The sequence below is a fragment of the Psychrobacillus sp. OK028 genome, assembly GCF_900103605.1.
Classification (GTDB): Bacteria; Bacillota; Bacilli; order Bacillales_A; family Planococcaceae; genus Psychrobacillus.
This window is the reverse complement of record NZ_FNHY01000001.1, coordinates 290904-306383: the sequence shown is the minus strand read 5'-3', so window position 1 is coordinate 306383 and position 15480 is coordinate 290904. Positions and strand designations below refer to the sequence as shown.

11 protein-coding genes and 2 pseudogenes are annotated in these 15480 nt (G+C 37.8%); 1 reads left to right on the top strand and 12 read right to left on the bottom strand.

All coding sequences use genetic code 11. The features are described from left to right. Positions 1-10: 10 nt before the first annotated feature. From BLR36_RS01160 to BLR36_RS01115, 9 genes are all read right to left on the bottom strand, one after another. Positions 11-886, bottom strand: coding sequence for a YitT family protein (locus BLR36_RS01160; protein ID WP_093059585.1), 876 nt, complete (start codon positions 884-886; stop codon positions 11-13). Positions 887-1332: 446 nt separating this feature from the next. Continuing rightward, positions 1333-2799 (bottom strand): methyl-accepting chemotaxis protein, encoded by a 1467-nt coding sequence (locus BLR36_RS01155; RefSeq protein WP_093059583.1) that lies wholly within the window; start codon positions 2797-2799, stop codon positions 1333-1335. 81 nt (positions 2800-2880) lie between these two features. After that, positions 2881-3985, bottom strand: a protein-coding gene (gene prfB / locus BLR36_RS01150; RefSeq protein ID WP_371326688.1) for a peptide chain release factor 2 whose coding sequence is annotated in 2 segments (ribosomal slippage) — positions 2881-3909 and positions 3911-3985 — 1104 coding nt in all. Because the reading frame shifts where the segments join, the coding sequence is not laid out codon by codon here. Between the two features lie 145 nt (positions 3986-4130). Continuing rightward, the gene (gene secA, locus BLR36_RS01145; RefSeq protein ID WP_093059579.1) at positions 4131-6641 is read right to left on the bottom strand and encodes a preprotein translocase subunit SecA; all 2511 of its coding nucleotides are present in this window, start codon (positions 6639-6641) and stop codon (positions 4131-4133) included. A 543-nt stretch (positions 6642-7184) separates the two neighbouring features. Further along, positions 7185-7742 (bottom strand): ribosome hibernation-promoting factor, HPF/YfiA family, encoded by a 558-nt coding sequence (hpf, locus tag BLR36_RS01135; RefSeq protein WP_093059574.1) that lies wholly within the window; start codon positions 7740-7742, stop codon positions 7185-7187. A 110-nt stretch (positions 7743-7852) separates the two neighbouring features. Next, positions 7853-8233, bottom strand: a complete 381-nt coding sequence (locus tag BLR36_RS01130; protein ID WP_093059572.1) for a PilZ domain-containing protein — start codon at positions 8231-8233, stop codon at positions 7853-7855. A gap of 153 nt (positions 8234-8386) precedes the next feature. Continuing rightward, entirely contained in the window at positions 8387-8881 is a 495-nt protein-coding gene (locus tag BLR36_RS01125; protein WP_093059569.1) for a C40 family peptidase, read from the bottom strand. Between the two features lie 179 nt (positions 8882-9060). Then, entirely contained in the window at positions 9061-10749 is a 1689-nt protein-coding gene (locus BLR36_RS01120; RefSeq protein WP_093059567.1) for a methyl-accepting chemotaxis protein, read from the bottom strand. A 354-nt stretch (positions 10750-11103) separates the two neighbouring features. Further along, positions 11104-11952 (bottom strand): VOC family protein, encoded by an 849-nt coding sequence (locus tag BLR36_RS01115; RefSeq protein WP_093059565.1) that lies wholly within the window; start codon positions 11950-11952, stop codon positions 11104-11106. Between the two features lie 480 nt (positions 11953-12432). Here BLR36_RS01115 and BLR36_RS19205 point away from each other — a divergent pair. Next, positions 12433-12540 (top strand): annotated as a pseudogene (locus BLR36_RS19205) (hypothetical protein); the annotation flags it as partial. On the opposite strand, the pseudogene BLR36_RS01110 reads toward BLR36_RS19205, so the two are convergent. The 3 genes and pseudogenes from BLR36_RS01110 to leuC form a co-directional block, all read right to left on the bottom strand. Then, positions 12504-13352: pseudogene (locus tag BLR36_RS01110) on the bottom strand (threonine/serine dehydratase); the annotation flags it as partial. The pseudogenes BLR36_RS19205 and BLR36_RS01110 overlap by 37 nt on opposite strands. A gap of 111 nt (positions 13353-13463) precedes the next feature. Then, on the bottom strand, positions 13464-14045 hold the full coding sequence (gene leuD, locus BLR36_RS01105) for a 3-isopropylmalate dehydratase small subunit (protein ID WP_093059561.1): 582 nt from the start codon (positions 14043-14045) through the stop codon (positions 13464-13466). A 15-nt stretch (positions 14046-14060) separates the two neighbouring features. Beyond that, complete coding sequence (gene leuC / locus BLR36_RS01100) at positions 14061-15470, bottom strand: 3-isopropylmalate dehydratase large subunit (protein ID WP_093059559.1); 1410 nt, start codon at positions 15468-15470, stop codon at positions 14061-14063. Between the last annotated feature and the right edge of the window lie 10 nt (positions 15471-15480).

The following is a 15480-nucleotide window of genomic DNA, read 5'->3' as shown; positions in this document are numbered from 1 at the left end:
TATACCAAAGTTATGATCTTTTGAAACCTTCTCCCAATACCTCATAGGCATCCGAAACTATGACAAAAGCAGCAGGGTCAATAGTCTTGACGATATGTTTCAACTTTGTGAATTCTGTTTGATATGCCACAACCATCAAAATTGGTCGTTCCACATTTGTATATCCACCATAAGCTGGGAGTTTTGTTACACCGCGATCAATCTCGGTATAAATAGTATCCCTAATTTCATCTTGTTTATTCGTAATTATATAAATCATTTTTGATTGGCTAAATCCTAATTGGACAAGATCAATCGTTTTTGTCGTAACAAACAATGCTATTAAGGCATATAGAGCCTTTTCGATATCAAAAACAATTGCAGCGCTTAGAACTATTAATCCATCTAATAAGAGTACACTCGTACCAAGGGAAAATCCTGTATACTTCGTAATAATTTGTGCAGCTAGGTCCGTTCCACCTGTGGACGCACCGCCTCTAAAAACGATTCCCAATCCCAAACCTACAGTAATCCCTCCAAATAAAGCTCCTAGTAACGGATTCATTGTCCAAGGCTCCCAATTTGCAGTCACTAGCACCACCGCCGGTAACACTAATGTACCTACAAATGATTTAATACCAAATTTTGCACCTAAAAAGAAAAGTCCTGCTATAAACAAGGGAATATTGAAAGCATACTGAACAAGACCTGGCTCCCAACCAAAGACACCTTTTAATATTGTACTAATTCCACTAACTCCACCAGAAGCTACTTGGTTTGGTAATAAAAAGACGTTAAATGCAACAGCAATAATGGCTGCACCAATAATTACATACACATAATCTTTTGAGTTTTTTATAATGGGATGTGGTTCTTTATATTTTTTACGGTTTATATTAGTTTCCATTTTAATATCCTCTTTCATCCGAATACTTTGTTTGCCTGAACAAGTATAACAAGTGAAAAGTAATTTGTGAACTTCAGCAAGATAGCGTGTTGACGAGGTGAAGCGAATGAAATACAAGGTATTGAATTGATATATGTTTTCACTTAAGATTAGAAGTTATACATACACCTGATTAGAAAAGCTACAGATGTCCTTTAAGATCAAAAGCTGTTTCGATCGTTTCTGAAGTGCTTTGTACATAACTTTTTGCTATATTGTTACCGGTTATTTATTTGAGAGTCTGGTGGTGACTGACGTCACGACCAGACTCTCACGAAGGCGTTGCCACACGAGGTGGCGTTCTTAGCCATCGTTCCTTTATCTCCGCCTGAAACGGAAATCAATAGTATTACTTGTTTCTTATTTTAAAAAGAGCATGTCTCTAAGACACGCTCTTACTGTAGTCATTATTTTTTATTGATAGTTTGAGCTTCTTTGTAAGTTTCATCAATATATTTGGCAATTGCCTGCTGATCTTCCGTTATTTGAACAAGTGTAGCGTTAAATTCTTCTACAGTCGCTGTGCTTTCTTCAATAATTGCTGCGAATTCATTTGTACTAATATTAATGGATTCCGTATTATTGGAAATGACATCCACGTCTTGCAAGAATTTTGCTAACTCATCTTGTAAATTCTTCATTGTTTCATGCAGTTTATTAAATGATTTGTTTGATTCGTCAACTGTAGATACTTGAGCATAAATTTGATTTACACCATTTTCTAGCTTGTTTAGAGCTTCTTGATTAAATTTATTTAACTGATTTAAATTGTCATCAATTTTTTCTAATGATTGATCAGTAACACCGGCAAGTTTTCTAATTTCCTCTGCAACCACCGCAAATCCTTTTCCTAGTTCTCCAGCTCTTGCCGCCTCAATCGATGCATTTAACGCTAGAAGATTAGTTTGTGCTGTAATTTGACGAATATCACTCGCAAAAGTATTTGTTTCATTAATTTTTTCAGAAAGGCCATTGAATGTTTTATTTAGTTCAACGAAAAAGACTGTAAATTGATCAATTTCTTTTTTCATTTTTTCCATAACTGTTGAGCCATCTGACGCATTCTGTTCAGCTATTTCAGCCTGTTTAACAATCTCCTCTAAATGATCAGCCATTTCTTTTACTGAATCAGAAGTTGCCTCAGTACTTTTTACAATATCAACAACGTGATCAGCTTGTTTTTGGGAGCCAATACTAACTTCCCCAACAGCCACAAGCATCTCTTGCTGTGCATTGTTCGTATTGAATGTATTTGTGCGTATTTGCTCCAAATTAGTAGTAATAACAGATACTGCAGTTTCTAGTTTTTGATGTAGGAACGCATCTTCATCAGACTTCTCTTTAGCTGCTTGAATCAGTTTTTCGACATTAATGAATAACTTCTTACTTTGTCTTACCTGTAAGAAAATTCCGAGTGCCATAATGAATTGAATAAAGAAGATATTCACTATTCGCCCTTCAAAAATACCTGAAGTATCTAGCACAACATTTAAGGCCATTGCTCCTAAACTCAGGATATATCCGAATAAAAAAACACCTTGGTTAGAATGTAAACTACTTAAAATTAGGATGAAAAGAGCTAATACGATTGTAGCAATACTTACTTCATTAAAATAACTCATACTTACAGCTGTAATCGCTCCAGCTAGCACTACAAAATATGGAAAAACACGTGCGATTTGTATTGATTTTCTAGCAACAAAATACATAGTAACCGTTACAACAAAAGGAATTCCAATAGAAATAATGACAACCACTGCTTGTTGAATCATAATTTGTACTAGTAATCCAAGACCTCCTGCTAGCGCATAAGCTAAAAACAAAATCTGGTTTTTTCTCTTTAAATCTTCGTTTTTCAACTCATTAATATTCATTTCTTTTTCCCCCACGCTTTTATTCTGAAAAATTAAAAAACCGATGTTATATAATTATAACATCGGTGTGTAAAACGTCTATTAATTTATTCTTGAACGTAGATACGCGTGAATAAACGGATCAATTTCACCATCTACCACCGCATGAACATTACCACTTTCTTCATTGGTACGATGGTCTTTTACCATGGAATATGGATGGAACACATAAGAACGTATTTGACTTCCCCATCCAATTTCTTTTTGTTCTCCACGAATCTCCAATAATTGAGCTTCTTGTTCTTCAATTTTCAGTTGATACAGTTTTGATTTTAATAATTTCATCGCTTGTTCACGGTTTTTAATCTGTGAACGTTCTGTTTGGCATGTAACAACTGTGTTGGTAGGCAAATGGGTAATACGAACAGCTGAGTCAGTCGTATTAATATGCTGCCCACCAGCACCTGTTGCACGGTACGTATCTATTTTCAAATCTTCTGTACGAATATCGATTTCAATTTCATCCGTAAACTCTGGCATAACTTCACAGGAAACAAATGAAGTATGTCGGCGTCCTGAAGAGTCAAAAGGAGAAATACGAACAAGACGATGGACGCCTTTTTCGGCTTTTAAATAGCCATATGCATTATGTCCTTTGATGAGTAGCGTTACCGATTTAATACCTGCTTCATCGCCTGGTAAATAATCAATCGTTTCTACTTTAAATCCATGCTTGTCTGCCCATCTTTGGTACATACGGAGCAAAATAGAACCCCAATCCTGTGACTCCGTACCACCAGCACCTGGATGCAATTCTAAAATCGCATTATGCTTATCGTATTCTTCACTCAATAACATTTGCAATTCAAAATCACTAAGCTTATTTGTGAAATCGTGTAGTTGATTGCCAAGGTCTTCTTGTAATTCATCGTCTGGCATTTCTTTGATTAATTCCAAAGTCATCTCTAAGTCTTCTTGCATAGACTCCAGATTACGGTACTCTTCTACGATGGATTTTAATGCATTGGTTTCATTGATTACTTTTTGAGCACCTTGTGCATCATCCCAAAAATCAGGAAATGTCATCATCTCTTCTAATTCTTGGATACGAACTTCTTTGTTTTCTAAGTCAAAGAGACCCCCTAAAGTCTTTTAACTTTCCTGAAGTTCTATCTAGCTCGTTACGTACTGTTGCAATTTCTATCATTTGTTTTCCTCCGACTTTCTTATGTCTAGCTTCAGGCACCAGCCTCTCGAGGTCGCTTCAGGATTAAGGTAAAGGCAAAGTACGCCTTTCCTCTTAATCCTTCCAGCGCTGGTAGAGGCTAACGGGCGCCTTGCGCATTTCATTTTTAATTCACTGCACCGTGACAGTTTTTGAATTTTTCGCCGCTACCACATGGACATGGATCATTACGTCCTACGGAAACCTGCTTGCGTACTGGTTGTTTCTTTACTGGGCCGCCTTCCTCTTTTGGATTCACTGCTTGCCCTTTTGCTACTTCTTCACGTTCTAGGTTATTGCGAATTTCTGCTTTCATCGCATATTTCGCAACGTCTTCTTGGATAGCATCGACCATAGCCTCGAACATTGCAAATCCTTCACTTTGGTACTCGCGAAGTGGATCAGTTTGACCATATGCACGTAAATGGATTCCTTGGCGAAGTTGATCCATTGCATCGATATGATCAATCCATTTCGAGTCAATTGAACGAAGTAATACTACTTTTTCGAACTCACGCATACGTTCAGCAGTCATTTCTTCTTCCTTCGCGTTGTAGAAGCGAATTACTTCTTCTTTTATTTTTTCAATCATCTCTTCAGGAGTTAAATTTGCTAGCACTGTTTGAGTTATTACCCCTTCAGGCAATAAATTGGCTTGAACGTAGTCTTCAATCCCTTTTAAACTCCAGTCTGCCTTATTCTCAGAGGCAGTATGGGAAGAAACTAAACGTTCAATCGCGCCGAATATCATAGACTCTACAAGTGCACGCATATTCTCTGTTTCTAATACTTCGTTACGTTCCTTATAAATGATTTCACGCTGTTGGCGTAATACGTCATCATATTGTAATAAACGCTTACGTGAATCGAAGTTATTACCTTCAACACGTTTTTGCGCTGATTCTACTGCACGAGATACCATTCTCGATTGAATTGGTTGAGAGTCATCCATTCCAAGCTTAGACATCATAGCACGCATATTATCAGAGCCGAATCTGCGCATCAATTCATCTTCCATGGAAAGATAGAACTGAGTTACCCCAGGATCTCCCTGACGACCAGAACGTCCGCGTAATTGGTTATCTATACGACGGGATTCATGTCGCTCGGTTCCAATTACTGCTAAACCTCCGACTTCAATTACGCCATCGCCTAATTTAATATCTGTCCCACGACCAGCCATATTCGTGGCAATCGTAACAGATCCTAAATGTCCAGCAGTTGCAATAATTTCTGCCTCATGTTCATGATTTTTAGCATTTAATACATTATGCTTAATGCCATGTTTCGTTAACAGTTTAGAAATAATTTCAGAGGTTTCAATAGCTACAGTACCTATTAAAACAGGTTGTCCATTTTTGTTACGTTCTGCGATATCAGCAGCTGCCGCTTCGTATTTACCATTCATCGAAGCATAGATTAAATCTGCACGGTCATCCCTAGCAATCGGACGATTTGTTGGAATCGCAATAACATTCATATTATAAATATTACGGAATTCTTCCTCTTCCGTTTTTGCTGTACCCGTCATACCTGAAAGTTTGTCGTACATACGGAAAAAGTTTTGGAATGTGATCGTAGCCATCGTCATTGATTCATTTTGGATTTCTAATCCTTCTTTTGCTTCAATTGCTTGATGAAGACCATCGCTATAACGACGACCTTTCATCAGACGACCCGTAAACGAATCAACAATAACAACATCGCCATCCTGAACGACATAATCGACATCCAAATGCATAGAAGCATGAGCTTTTAATGATTGATTGATTGCATGATTTAAGCGAACATGAGTCAAATCAAATAAATTATCTATGTTGAAAGCTTTTTCTACTTTCTCTACACCAGTATCTGTTAAAGTTACACCTTTTGTAGATTCCTCATAAGAATAATCTACTTCCTTTGTTAATGTACGTACAAATGCATTTGCTTGTTTATAAAGCAGTGCTGCTTTGTTTGCTTGTCCGGAAATGATTAAAGGTGTTCTTGCTTCATCTATTAAGATAGAGTCAACTTCATCGATTACTGCATAGTGAAGCGGTCTTTGAACCTTATCTTCTTTATACAAAACCATATTATCTCGTAAATAATCAAAGCCAAGCTCGTTGTTCGTCGAATAAGTAACATCCGCCGCATAAGCTTCACGTTTTTCTTCTTTTGATAAGGAATTTAAGTTCAATCCAACAGTTAACCCAAGGAAATTATACAATTTCCCCATCTCAGCAGCATCACGGCTAGACAGGTATTCATTTACCGTCACGACATGTGCACCAAGACCAGTAATTGCATTTAAATAAATAGACATAGTAGAGGTTAACGTTTTACCTTCCCCTGTTTTCATCTCCGCAATATTACCTTCGTGAAGAGCAGCTGCCCCCATAATTTGAACACGGAATGGGAACATTCCAAGAACACGTCTAGATCCTTCACGTGCTACTGCAAATGCTTCTGGTAATAAACTATCTAAGCTTTCACCTTTTGTATAACGATCACGAAACTCATCTGTTTTCGAACGAAGCTCATCATCAGACAAGGCTTCCATTTTACTTTCAAGTGCTTCTACTTTATCTGCCATTTTTTCTAAGCGTTTTAGTTCACGTTTATTCAAATCGAACACTTTGTTTAATACACCAAGCATCTATTTTCACTTCCCATTTAGTCTTACTCTCCATTTTACCATTCGTTGTAAAGTCACGCAAATAAGGTTCACTAATAAAGAACAAAAACTTAGTTATTCCGTTGATTTCCTCTCCGGTCGGACGCTTTCCGTGGGCACGGCTCGAGCCTGTAGTCTCTCCCTCGTGTACCTGTCGCTTCGCTATCGGTACAGATAAACATTTGCTATCCCACTGGAGTCGACGACCTACGCTACAATCAACAGTAACCACTTTATATAAGGAAAGTTATACCAAATCTCTTCGTATAGTACCTCACATTCATTGATCGAAGTGTAAGGTGGCGACTTCTGCGGGATGAGTGACACAGATGAGATATCACAGCGGCACGAAGTGACGGTGATAACTCATCGCTCACCCCGCGAAACGCGTCCACCTGAAACGGAAATCATAGGGTTATTCATTATTACAATTCCCTTGAAACAAGTTTTCACAGGACATTTTCATATACTTTTTATCTAATAAAAAAACTCCCCTCATAAGATATGAAGGGAGTTAGGTTGATGTTAGTTAGTTTCGATTAATCCATATTTTCCGTCTCTGCGTTTGTAAACAATATTTGTACCATTAGATTCTGCATCTGTGAAGATGAAGAAATTATGACCAAGCATGTTCATTTGTAATACTGCTTCTTCTTGATCCATTGGTTTTAGGTCGAACTGTTTTGTACGAACAATATTATATTCGTCCTCTTCCGAATGTTCAGTTGCTCCCTCTGGCGGATCGATAGTTGCAAAAAATGTTGCGACACCCTCACGCTCACGGAATTTGCGATTAACTTTAGTTTTATACTTTCTAATTTGACGCTCTAATTTGTCAACGATTAAATCGATTGCAGCGTACATATCAGCATTGCGCTCTTCTGCACGTAGTGTTAAATTTTTCATAGGAATTGTTACTTCTACTTTTGTTTGTTTGTCGTTATACACCTTTAGGTTAACGTTTGCAGTTGCTTGAATTTCTTCGTTAAAGTAACGGTCTACTTTCTCGATTTTCCCTTCAACGTATTCACGTATTGCAGGAGTCACCTCAATGTTTTCTCCACGAATGTTAAAGTTTAGCATGTAAACTCCTCCTTTAATTTAACTCTATATATATATTTCAACACCACCTTTAAAATATCCTTCTTATTTTAAAGTTTTTATTTATTTTTTGTCGAAAGCTGTAATAATATTTACTTATTTAGTTCCATCTCTTTACGTCTACGGTTTTTAAGCTCTGCAATAATCATTTTTTCACTTTCATCATCCCCAACAAGCTTAATACCATATTCATGACCAGATGATTTTCGATGGGACCATACAAATTCGCCAACCATTGAAATAGGATTTGTATCTAGTGTAAAATTCAATTCCACATAATGTAACTGTTCTATAGATATAAATAATTCACTAAACATTTTCACGCCATTTGGGCTAATATCTATAATTTTGCATGCACCTTTTTTAGACAATTCCACTTCTGCATCGCCTTGATGTTGTTTAATCAGTCGAAATGTCGCATCACATGGTTCTCCAAATGTATAACGAAAATATTCATTGCGATTATATTTCAAACCCTTCCCTCCGTTCGATGGTTGAGCTACTATCTTTATTTCATTATGCAGAATTCATTTAAAATTTTCAAACGATATGAAAATAATAGAAGATACTTTTAGTATAAAAAAAGTTCTACCGTAAATTATACGATAGAACTGATATGGATATGTTTATTTGTTTACTGCTACTGTTACATCAGTAACTCTTTTTGCACCAACATAACGTTTACCCCAATAGTAAGGGTCATTGATTTTAGCGATACTTACACCTTTTGAAGAAGAAGAATGGATAAATTTGCCGTCACCGATATATATACCCACATGTGAAACGCCTTTACCAGACGTATTGAAGAATACTAAGTCTCCAGAAGATAGATCACTTTTATTTACTTTAGATCCTGAAGAGTACATTCCAGAAGAAGTTCTTGGAAGTCCAACTCCTACATCCTTGTACACATAACTAACAAATCCAGAACAGTCGAATCCTGCTTTTGTAGTTCCGCCACCACGATATTTAATCCCAATCAAATCTTTAGCTGTTGCTACTAATTCCGATGAATTGACAGAACTTGCTGCTTCTGTATTTCCTGCGAATGGAGCTGTAACTAATAGTACTGATAATAGTATGATCGCCATGACTTTTTGCGACAGAGATTTTAAGTTCATCGTGTTCCCCCAAGATCTAAAGTTTTCTGATTATTTCTCTAAATTCATCTTACCACTCCTTAAACCTTTTTAATTTTACAGTTATGTAACAATTGTGTTACAAGATAAACTCAGTATTTTCAACGTTTTCTCATTAAAAAACCTAACAAGTAGATTATTTATTACTTGTTAGGTATCTTTTATATTACAAATCTAGTGCTTGATTTCTCCAAAATAATTGCCTGTTCACTAACATCATTTATCAATTTTGAGAGTTTTTCGATTGTCTCTACATTAGACAAAAGCATGTTTTCTGTATGTTCCATTTGTGCTGTATTATTTTCAATAGATTCTATTAATGCAAATATGAGTCTCACAGAAGTGTTCTTTTCTTCTTCAATTGTTAAAATAGAATCTTTCATATGTTCATTTTGATTTTTGGAATCACCAATATAAGCAACAATTTTATCCATTTTTTGATGGAGCATTTCAAACGTAGTTGCATTATTTTTGGATGCAGCTAGTCCATCTGCGAAAACATTCGCCATCTGCGTACCTTGTTGAGTGATAGCATTAGATATTTCGTGAATTTTATTTGCTGTTCCAGAAACCTCATTTGCAAGTTTCTTCACTTCTTCTGCTACAACTGCGAAGCCTTTGCCGTGCTCTCCAGATCGAGCTGCTTCAATTCCAGCATTCAACGCAAGTAGGTTAGTTTGCTTAGAAATTGATTGGACAATTGTTGTCATGCGTGCAATTTCCTCTGTTCTGTTTTGAAGTAATTCTCTTTCTTGATCTGCTTCTTTAAATAATGAGCGCAATTTTGCAGATTCTCCTGCAGCATTTTTTAATGCCACTGCACTGTCATCTGCCATTTTTACTGCAATGGAAGAATACTCGTTCAGCTCAATAACCTTCTCCGTTACCTCCCCAAAAGTACGGGAGAATTCCTCTAAAAAGGAGCGGATACCAATAGATGCTTCCTTTTGCTCCAACATACTGCCACTCGTCTCATGAATAGCTAGTTTAACAGTATTTGTACTATCTACTGTATTGGTGGAATACGTTTGTAGTTCTATACTATTACCACTTAAATTCTCCGCAGTGTACTTAATCGTTTTTACGATGTCTATGAGGTTTACACGCATTTCATTCATTGCACGAGATACTTCTCCAATTTCATCATTTGTTAATATTTCTAAAGGTTGACTATTTAAATTCCCATTTGATATTTCCTTTGCAGATAAAACGACATGTGCCAGCTGCGTTTTTATTTGTCGATTTGTCAAGAATACGAGGGCAAGTGAAAGTAGACCTGCTATCAGGAAAGCACCAACTACAATGACAATTGTATTTTTCTGGCTTTCAGACATTTCTTCTATTAAAAGCTGTCTTTTATCCGATTCATGCTGCCTCGTTTCTTCTAATAGAACGGTTAGGCTCGTATATTTTTCATTGATGGACTGAAGCTGTCTTCTTTTAGCGACATTTTCTTTGTTGATTACTGATTTCTTCAAATTATTCTCATATGTACCTTGAATTGATAGTAGCGTTTCTGAGAAACCTTCCCATTCGACATAGGGCATTTGCTTACTAGATTCATCTAATAGAATTGCTAAACTCTCTTTCTTCGCTTCGTAATCTTTGTCAAATTCATCTAATGGATCTCCAGCGAAATGAGATATAGCGATGTATAAACTAGCTACTTCAGATCGCATAATATCCACACTTTCGACGTTTTGTGAGGAAGTTTCCATTTCATCCGCTAACTTTTGGTTATGTATTACTTGGACAATCAATAAAATAGTCATCAACCCAAATAAGATAAAAGAACTAAATATTGCTATTAAATATTTCATTCGCAGTGGAATAGTAGACCATTTTTTCATAGGTATTCCGACCTCCCAAATTGAAATATAGCATAATCCTTCAAAGAAATGAGCGTGTTTTCAGAAACTTTACATGAATTTTACAAAGTCAAATTTTAAAACTAATTTAGAGCAGTTTTTAAAATCATCAATATTTCGCCATTACCTAAACAAAAGAATCTTGACACTCTAATCTTGTCGAGAAGCATCGCCGAGAATGCGCAAGAAATGACAAAATAATTAATCCAGAAGGTCCAAGTCGAATTCAAACAGATTGTGTCACAAAGGTAGACCAAATAGTTGGTGATAAAAATGAAGAAACTATAGAAGAGGGAGAAGAAGAAAAATGACTCCGATTAGCTCGGAGTCATTTTTTTATTTTACTGTTAATTTTATTTTATTTTGCGAAGGGTCTTTCACCGTAAATGTCCCATTTTCTTCTACAATCTCTGTTCCGAATGCTTTTACTTTAGAAACTGCAGTTTGTAGTGCTTCGTTGGAAGGATAAACGACGGAGAATGCTTTTAATCCTACTACGTTTTCTGGTGAAGGAGGTGCTCCTACTCCAGCCCATGTATTTAAACCAATATGGTGATGATATTTCCCTGAACCCATAAATAATGCCCCTGGATAGTTAGGTGTAATAACGTCAAAACCTAACGCATTATAAAACTTTTGCGTTTCAGCTAGTTCAGAAACATGTAAATGAATATGTCCCATAACAGTCCCTGTTGGTAGTCCATTCCATTCAGTATTGGCACCTTCAGCTAATATACTTTGAGCATCAATTTGAAGAGTTGCCATCTCAACAAATTCATTTTCCCATTTCCACTCAGTATCTGGGCGATCACTGTAAATCTCAATTCCATTTCCGTCTGGATCATTTAGATATAGCGCTTCACTTACTAAGTGATCTCCAGCTCCAATGCGAATGTTAAGCTCAGCAAAATGTCTTAAAACTGCTCCTAAATCCGCACGTGTTGGTAACAATAGAGCGAAATGATATAATCCCGTTGTTTTTTGCTGTGTCGGCAAAATATCTGCTGGTTGCTCTATGGATAGTAGTGCTGTTTTTCCATCAGCAGTTAGATAGATTTTGTCCGCTTGCTGTTCTAGTACTTTAAAGCCAATAATGTTCTCATAAAATTCTAGAGAACGTTGAAGATCAACTACTTTTAACTCTACTAATTCGATAAATGTGACTGGTTTATTATGATATTTCATGTTAATTCCTCCAATAAGGTTTGATTTTTAAGTTACTTTTCGTAAGTAATTATATTTTAGTTAGTGCATTAAGTCAAGTGATGAGATTGAATTATGTTTCGCAGTTGGCAAATCGCAAGTGGAAGGTGCAGAATCGTAAATTAGGAGGTGAGAATCACAAGTGGGATATGCTAAATCGCGAGTTCCTTGCTGAGAATCGCAATATCAGGCATGGTGGAGGATGTATTTTATTTTGCGCAACTTCCTATGCCGTATTCGCAACATTGCTATTGTTTTCCGCAACATTTCGATCTATATGCACAACATTTTCTGCACTTTGACGGACCTTTTTTATAATACGCAACTTCCTATGCCATACTCGCAACATTGCCTAAGTGTTGCGCAACGTCACACCTGATTTCCGCAACATATCCATTTTTCCATAACAAAACACCACTTTCCTTAATTAAGTAGTGGTGTTTCGAGAGTTATTATTTAGCCAATGGCATATTTGTACATAATTGTTGGCATTCGACTAGTTTGCTAACGTCGAAGTTGCCTCCACTTACGATGATTCCGACGTTATTTGCGGATGATGGTACTTTGTGATTCAACACTGCCGCTACAGCTGCGGCTGCTGCACCTTCGATGAGAGTTTTTTCACGTTCGAGCATGAAGAGAATGGCTGATGCTATTTCTTGTTCGCTTACGGTAATCACATCGTCCACGAGTGCATGAATAATGTTCATCGTCAAATTCCCTGGCGTTTTCACGTTGATGCCTTCCGCGATTGTTTTACCCTGAAATGGTAGCAGACTGTCCCCTTTTCCTTTATACGCTCTAGCAATTGCTGAGGCGTTGCTAGATTGGACGCCGATAACGCGAATATCAGGCCGGATTGATTTAACTGCAAGGAGTGTTCCTGCGAGTAAGCCTCCTCCTCCTGCTGGCACAACAATCGTGTCTAGCTCTGGGCGCTGCTGAAGCATTTCCATTGCGACGGTTGCCTGCCCCTCGATAACGGCTATATCGTCAAAAGGATGGATGAAGGTTGCTCCTGTTCGGAGTTGTTCCTCACGAGCAGCAATATACGCTTCATCAAAGTTTTGACCGATTAATTTGACAGTTGCCCCATACCCTTTCGTAGCATTTACTTTTGAAACGGGTGTTCCAAGTGGCATGAAAATCGTGACTGGCACATTTCGTGCTGCCCCAGCAAAAGCAACACCTTGCGCGTGATTACCAGCAGAGGCTGCGATTAATCCTTTGGCACACTCTGCTTCACTCAACTGTGATACTTTATTCATAGCGCCTCTAATTTTAAATGACCCAGTTTTTTGCAGGTTTTCTAATTTCAAAAACACATTTTTCTCGGTAATTTTATTGAATGTGGCCGATTTTTTACACGGTGTGCGATGCACGAACTCCGCTACTTTTTCAGATGCACGATATAAACCTACAGTGTCGTATGAATTCCCAACAAAACCATCTCCTAATTAGCTGTTTTTTGAAACTCTATTTGTTATCCTTATTTATGCTTGAGCTACTTTTTCTTCATAAGCTTTAATCTTATCTTCGTATTGGAAGGTTAACGAAATTTCATCCCATCCATTTAGTAGCATTTTCTTTTGGTATGGATCAATGTCAAATGAATAAACGACACCGTCCGCACCTGTTACCGTTTGTGCTTCTAGATTAACTGAAACGGTATATACTTCTTTGCTTAATAATGCTTCCACTTCGTCCACAGATAGCTTAATCGGTAAAATTCCGTTTTTCATGCAGTTATTATAGAAGATATCCGCAAAACTTGGTGCGATGACTACACGAAAACCATAATCCAAAATGGACCAAGGTGCATGCTCTCGGGAGGAGCCGCAGCCAAAGTTGTCATGTGCCACTAAAATAGTAGAGCCTTTATAACGCTCATCATTTAATACGAAGTTCTTAATTGGCTCTCCATTTGCATCGAAGCGCCAGTGGTAAAATAGGTATTTACCGAATCCTGTGCGTTCAATACGCTTTAAAAATTCTTTTGAGATTATTTGATCCGTGTCGACATTTTTTTGATTCAAAGGTGTTATGACACTGTTGATTTCATTGATAGGCTCCATTGGTTTTCCTCCTTCTTAAACATTCACCAGTCCGAATTTTCGAATATCCACAATATGACCTTCGATAGCCGCTGCTGCTGCCATGGCTGGGCTCATTAAATGTGTTTTGGAACCAGCCCCTTGACGGCCTTCAAAGTTTCGGTTGGAAGTAGATGCACAATGCTCTCCTGCCGGAACGACATCATCATTCATCGCTAGACACATACTGCAGCCTGATTCACGCCATTCAAATCCTGCTTCAAGGAATACTTGGTCGATGCCTTCTTGTTCTGCTTGTTTTTTAACTGTTTGTGAACCTGGAACGACAATTGCTTTTACTGTTGGATGTACTTTGCGTCCAGCAATTACGTTTGCTGCTGTACGAAGGTCACTCAACCGTGCATTTGTACATGATCCGATAAATACATTGGTTATTGCGATATCTTCTAACGGCATTCCCTGTTCTAAGCCCATATATGCAAGTGCTTTTTCATGTGCTTGCTTGTCACTTGCTTCCACAAAATCAGAAGTGAACGGAATACTTTGCGAAACACCAGAACCCATAGAAGGATTTGTTCCCCATGTGACGAATGGCTCTATTTCGTCTGTAGAAATCTCTACCGTTTTATCGTAAGCTGCACCTTCGTCAGTAGCTAGTGCTAACCAACGTGCTGCTTCTCTTTCAAAAGCTTCCCCTGAAGGCACATGCTCACGTCCTCGAAGGAATTCAACAGTAGTCTCATCTGGGCTAATTAAACCTGCGCGGGCCCCTGCTTCAATCGACATATTACAAATCGTCATGCGCTCTTCCATAGATAGCTTGCGAATTGCTTCACCAGTATATTCCACGATGTACCCTGTACCCATATCGATACCAAACTTCGAAATGATTGCTAAAATAATATCTTTTGCTGCCACTCCAAAGCCTAGCTCACCTGTCACTTTAATTTGCATTGTTTTCGGTTTAGCCTGCCATAGCGTTTGTGTAGAAAGAACATGCTCTACTTCACTAGTTCCGATACCAAAAGCAATTGCACCAAATGCACCGTGGGTAGATGTGTGACTGTCGCCACAAACAATTGTTTTACCAGGCTGCGTTAAGCCAAGCTCTGGTCCGATAATATGCACAATTCCTTGGTCCGGATGATCCATATTGGCAAGTGGAACGCCGAATTCTTCACAGTTTTGTTGAAGTGTAGAGATTTGCTTACGAGCGATAACATCTTTAATCTGCTCTCTGTTTCGAGTTGGAACGTTGTGATCCATCGTTGCATAACAAAGATCTGGTCGACGAACTTTCCGATTGTTTAGTCGTAACCCTTCAAAAGCTTGCGGAGATGTCACTTCATGGATTAAGTGTAAATCGATATAGAGAAGGTCTGGTTTACCTTCTTCCTCGTACACAATATGTTCATCCCAAATTTTCTCAATAATCGTTTTTGCCATTAAGTCCCTC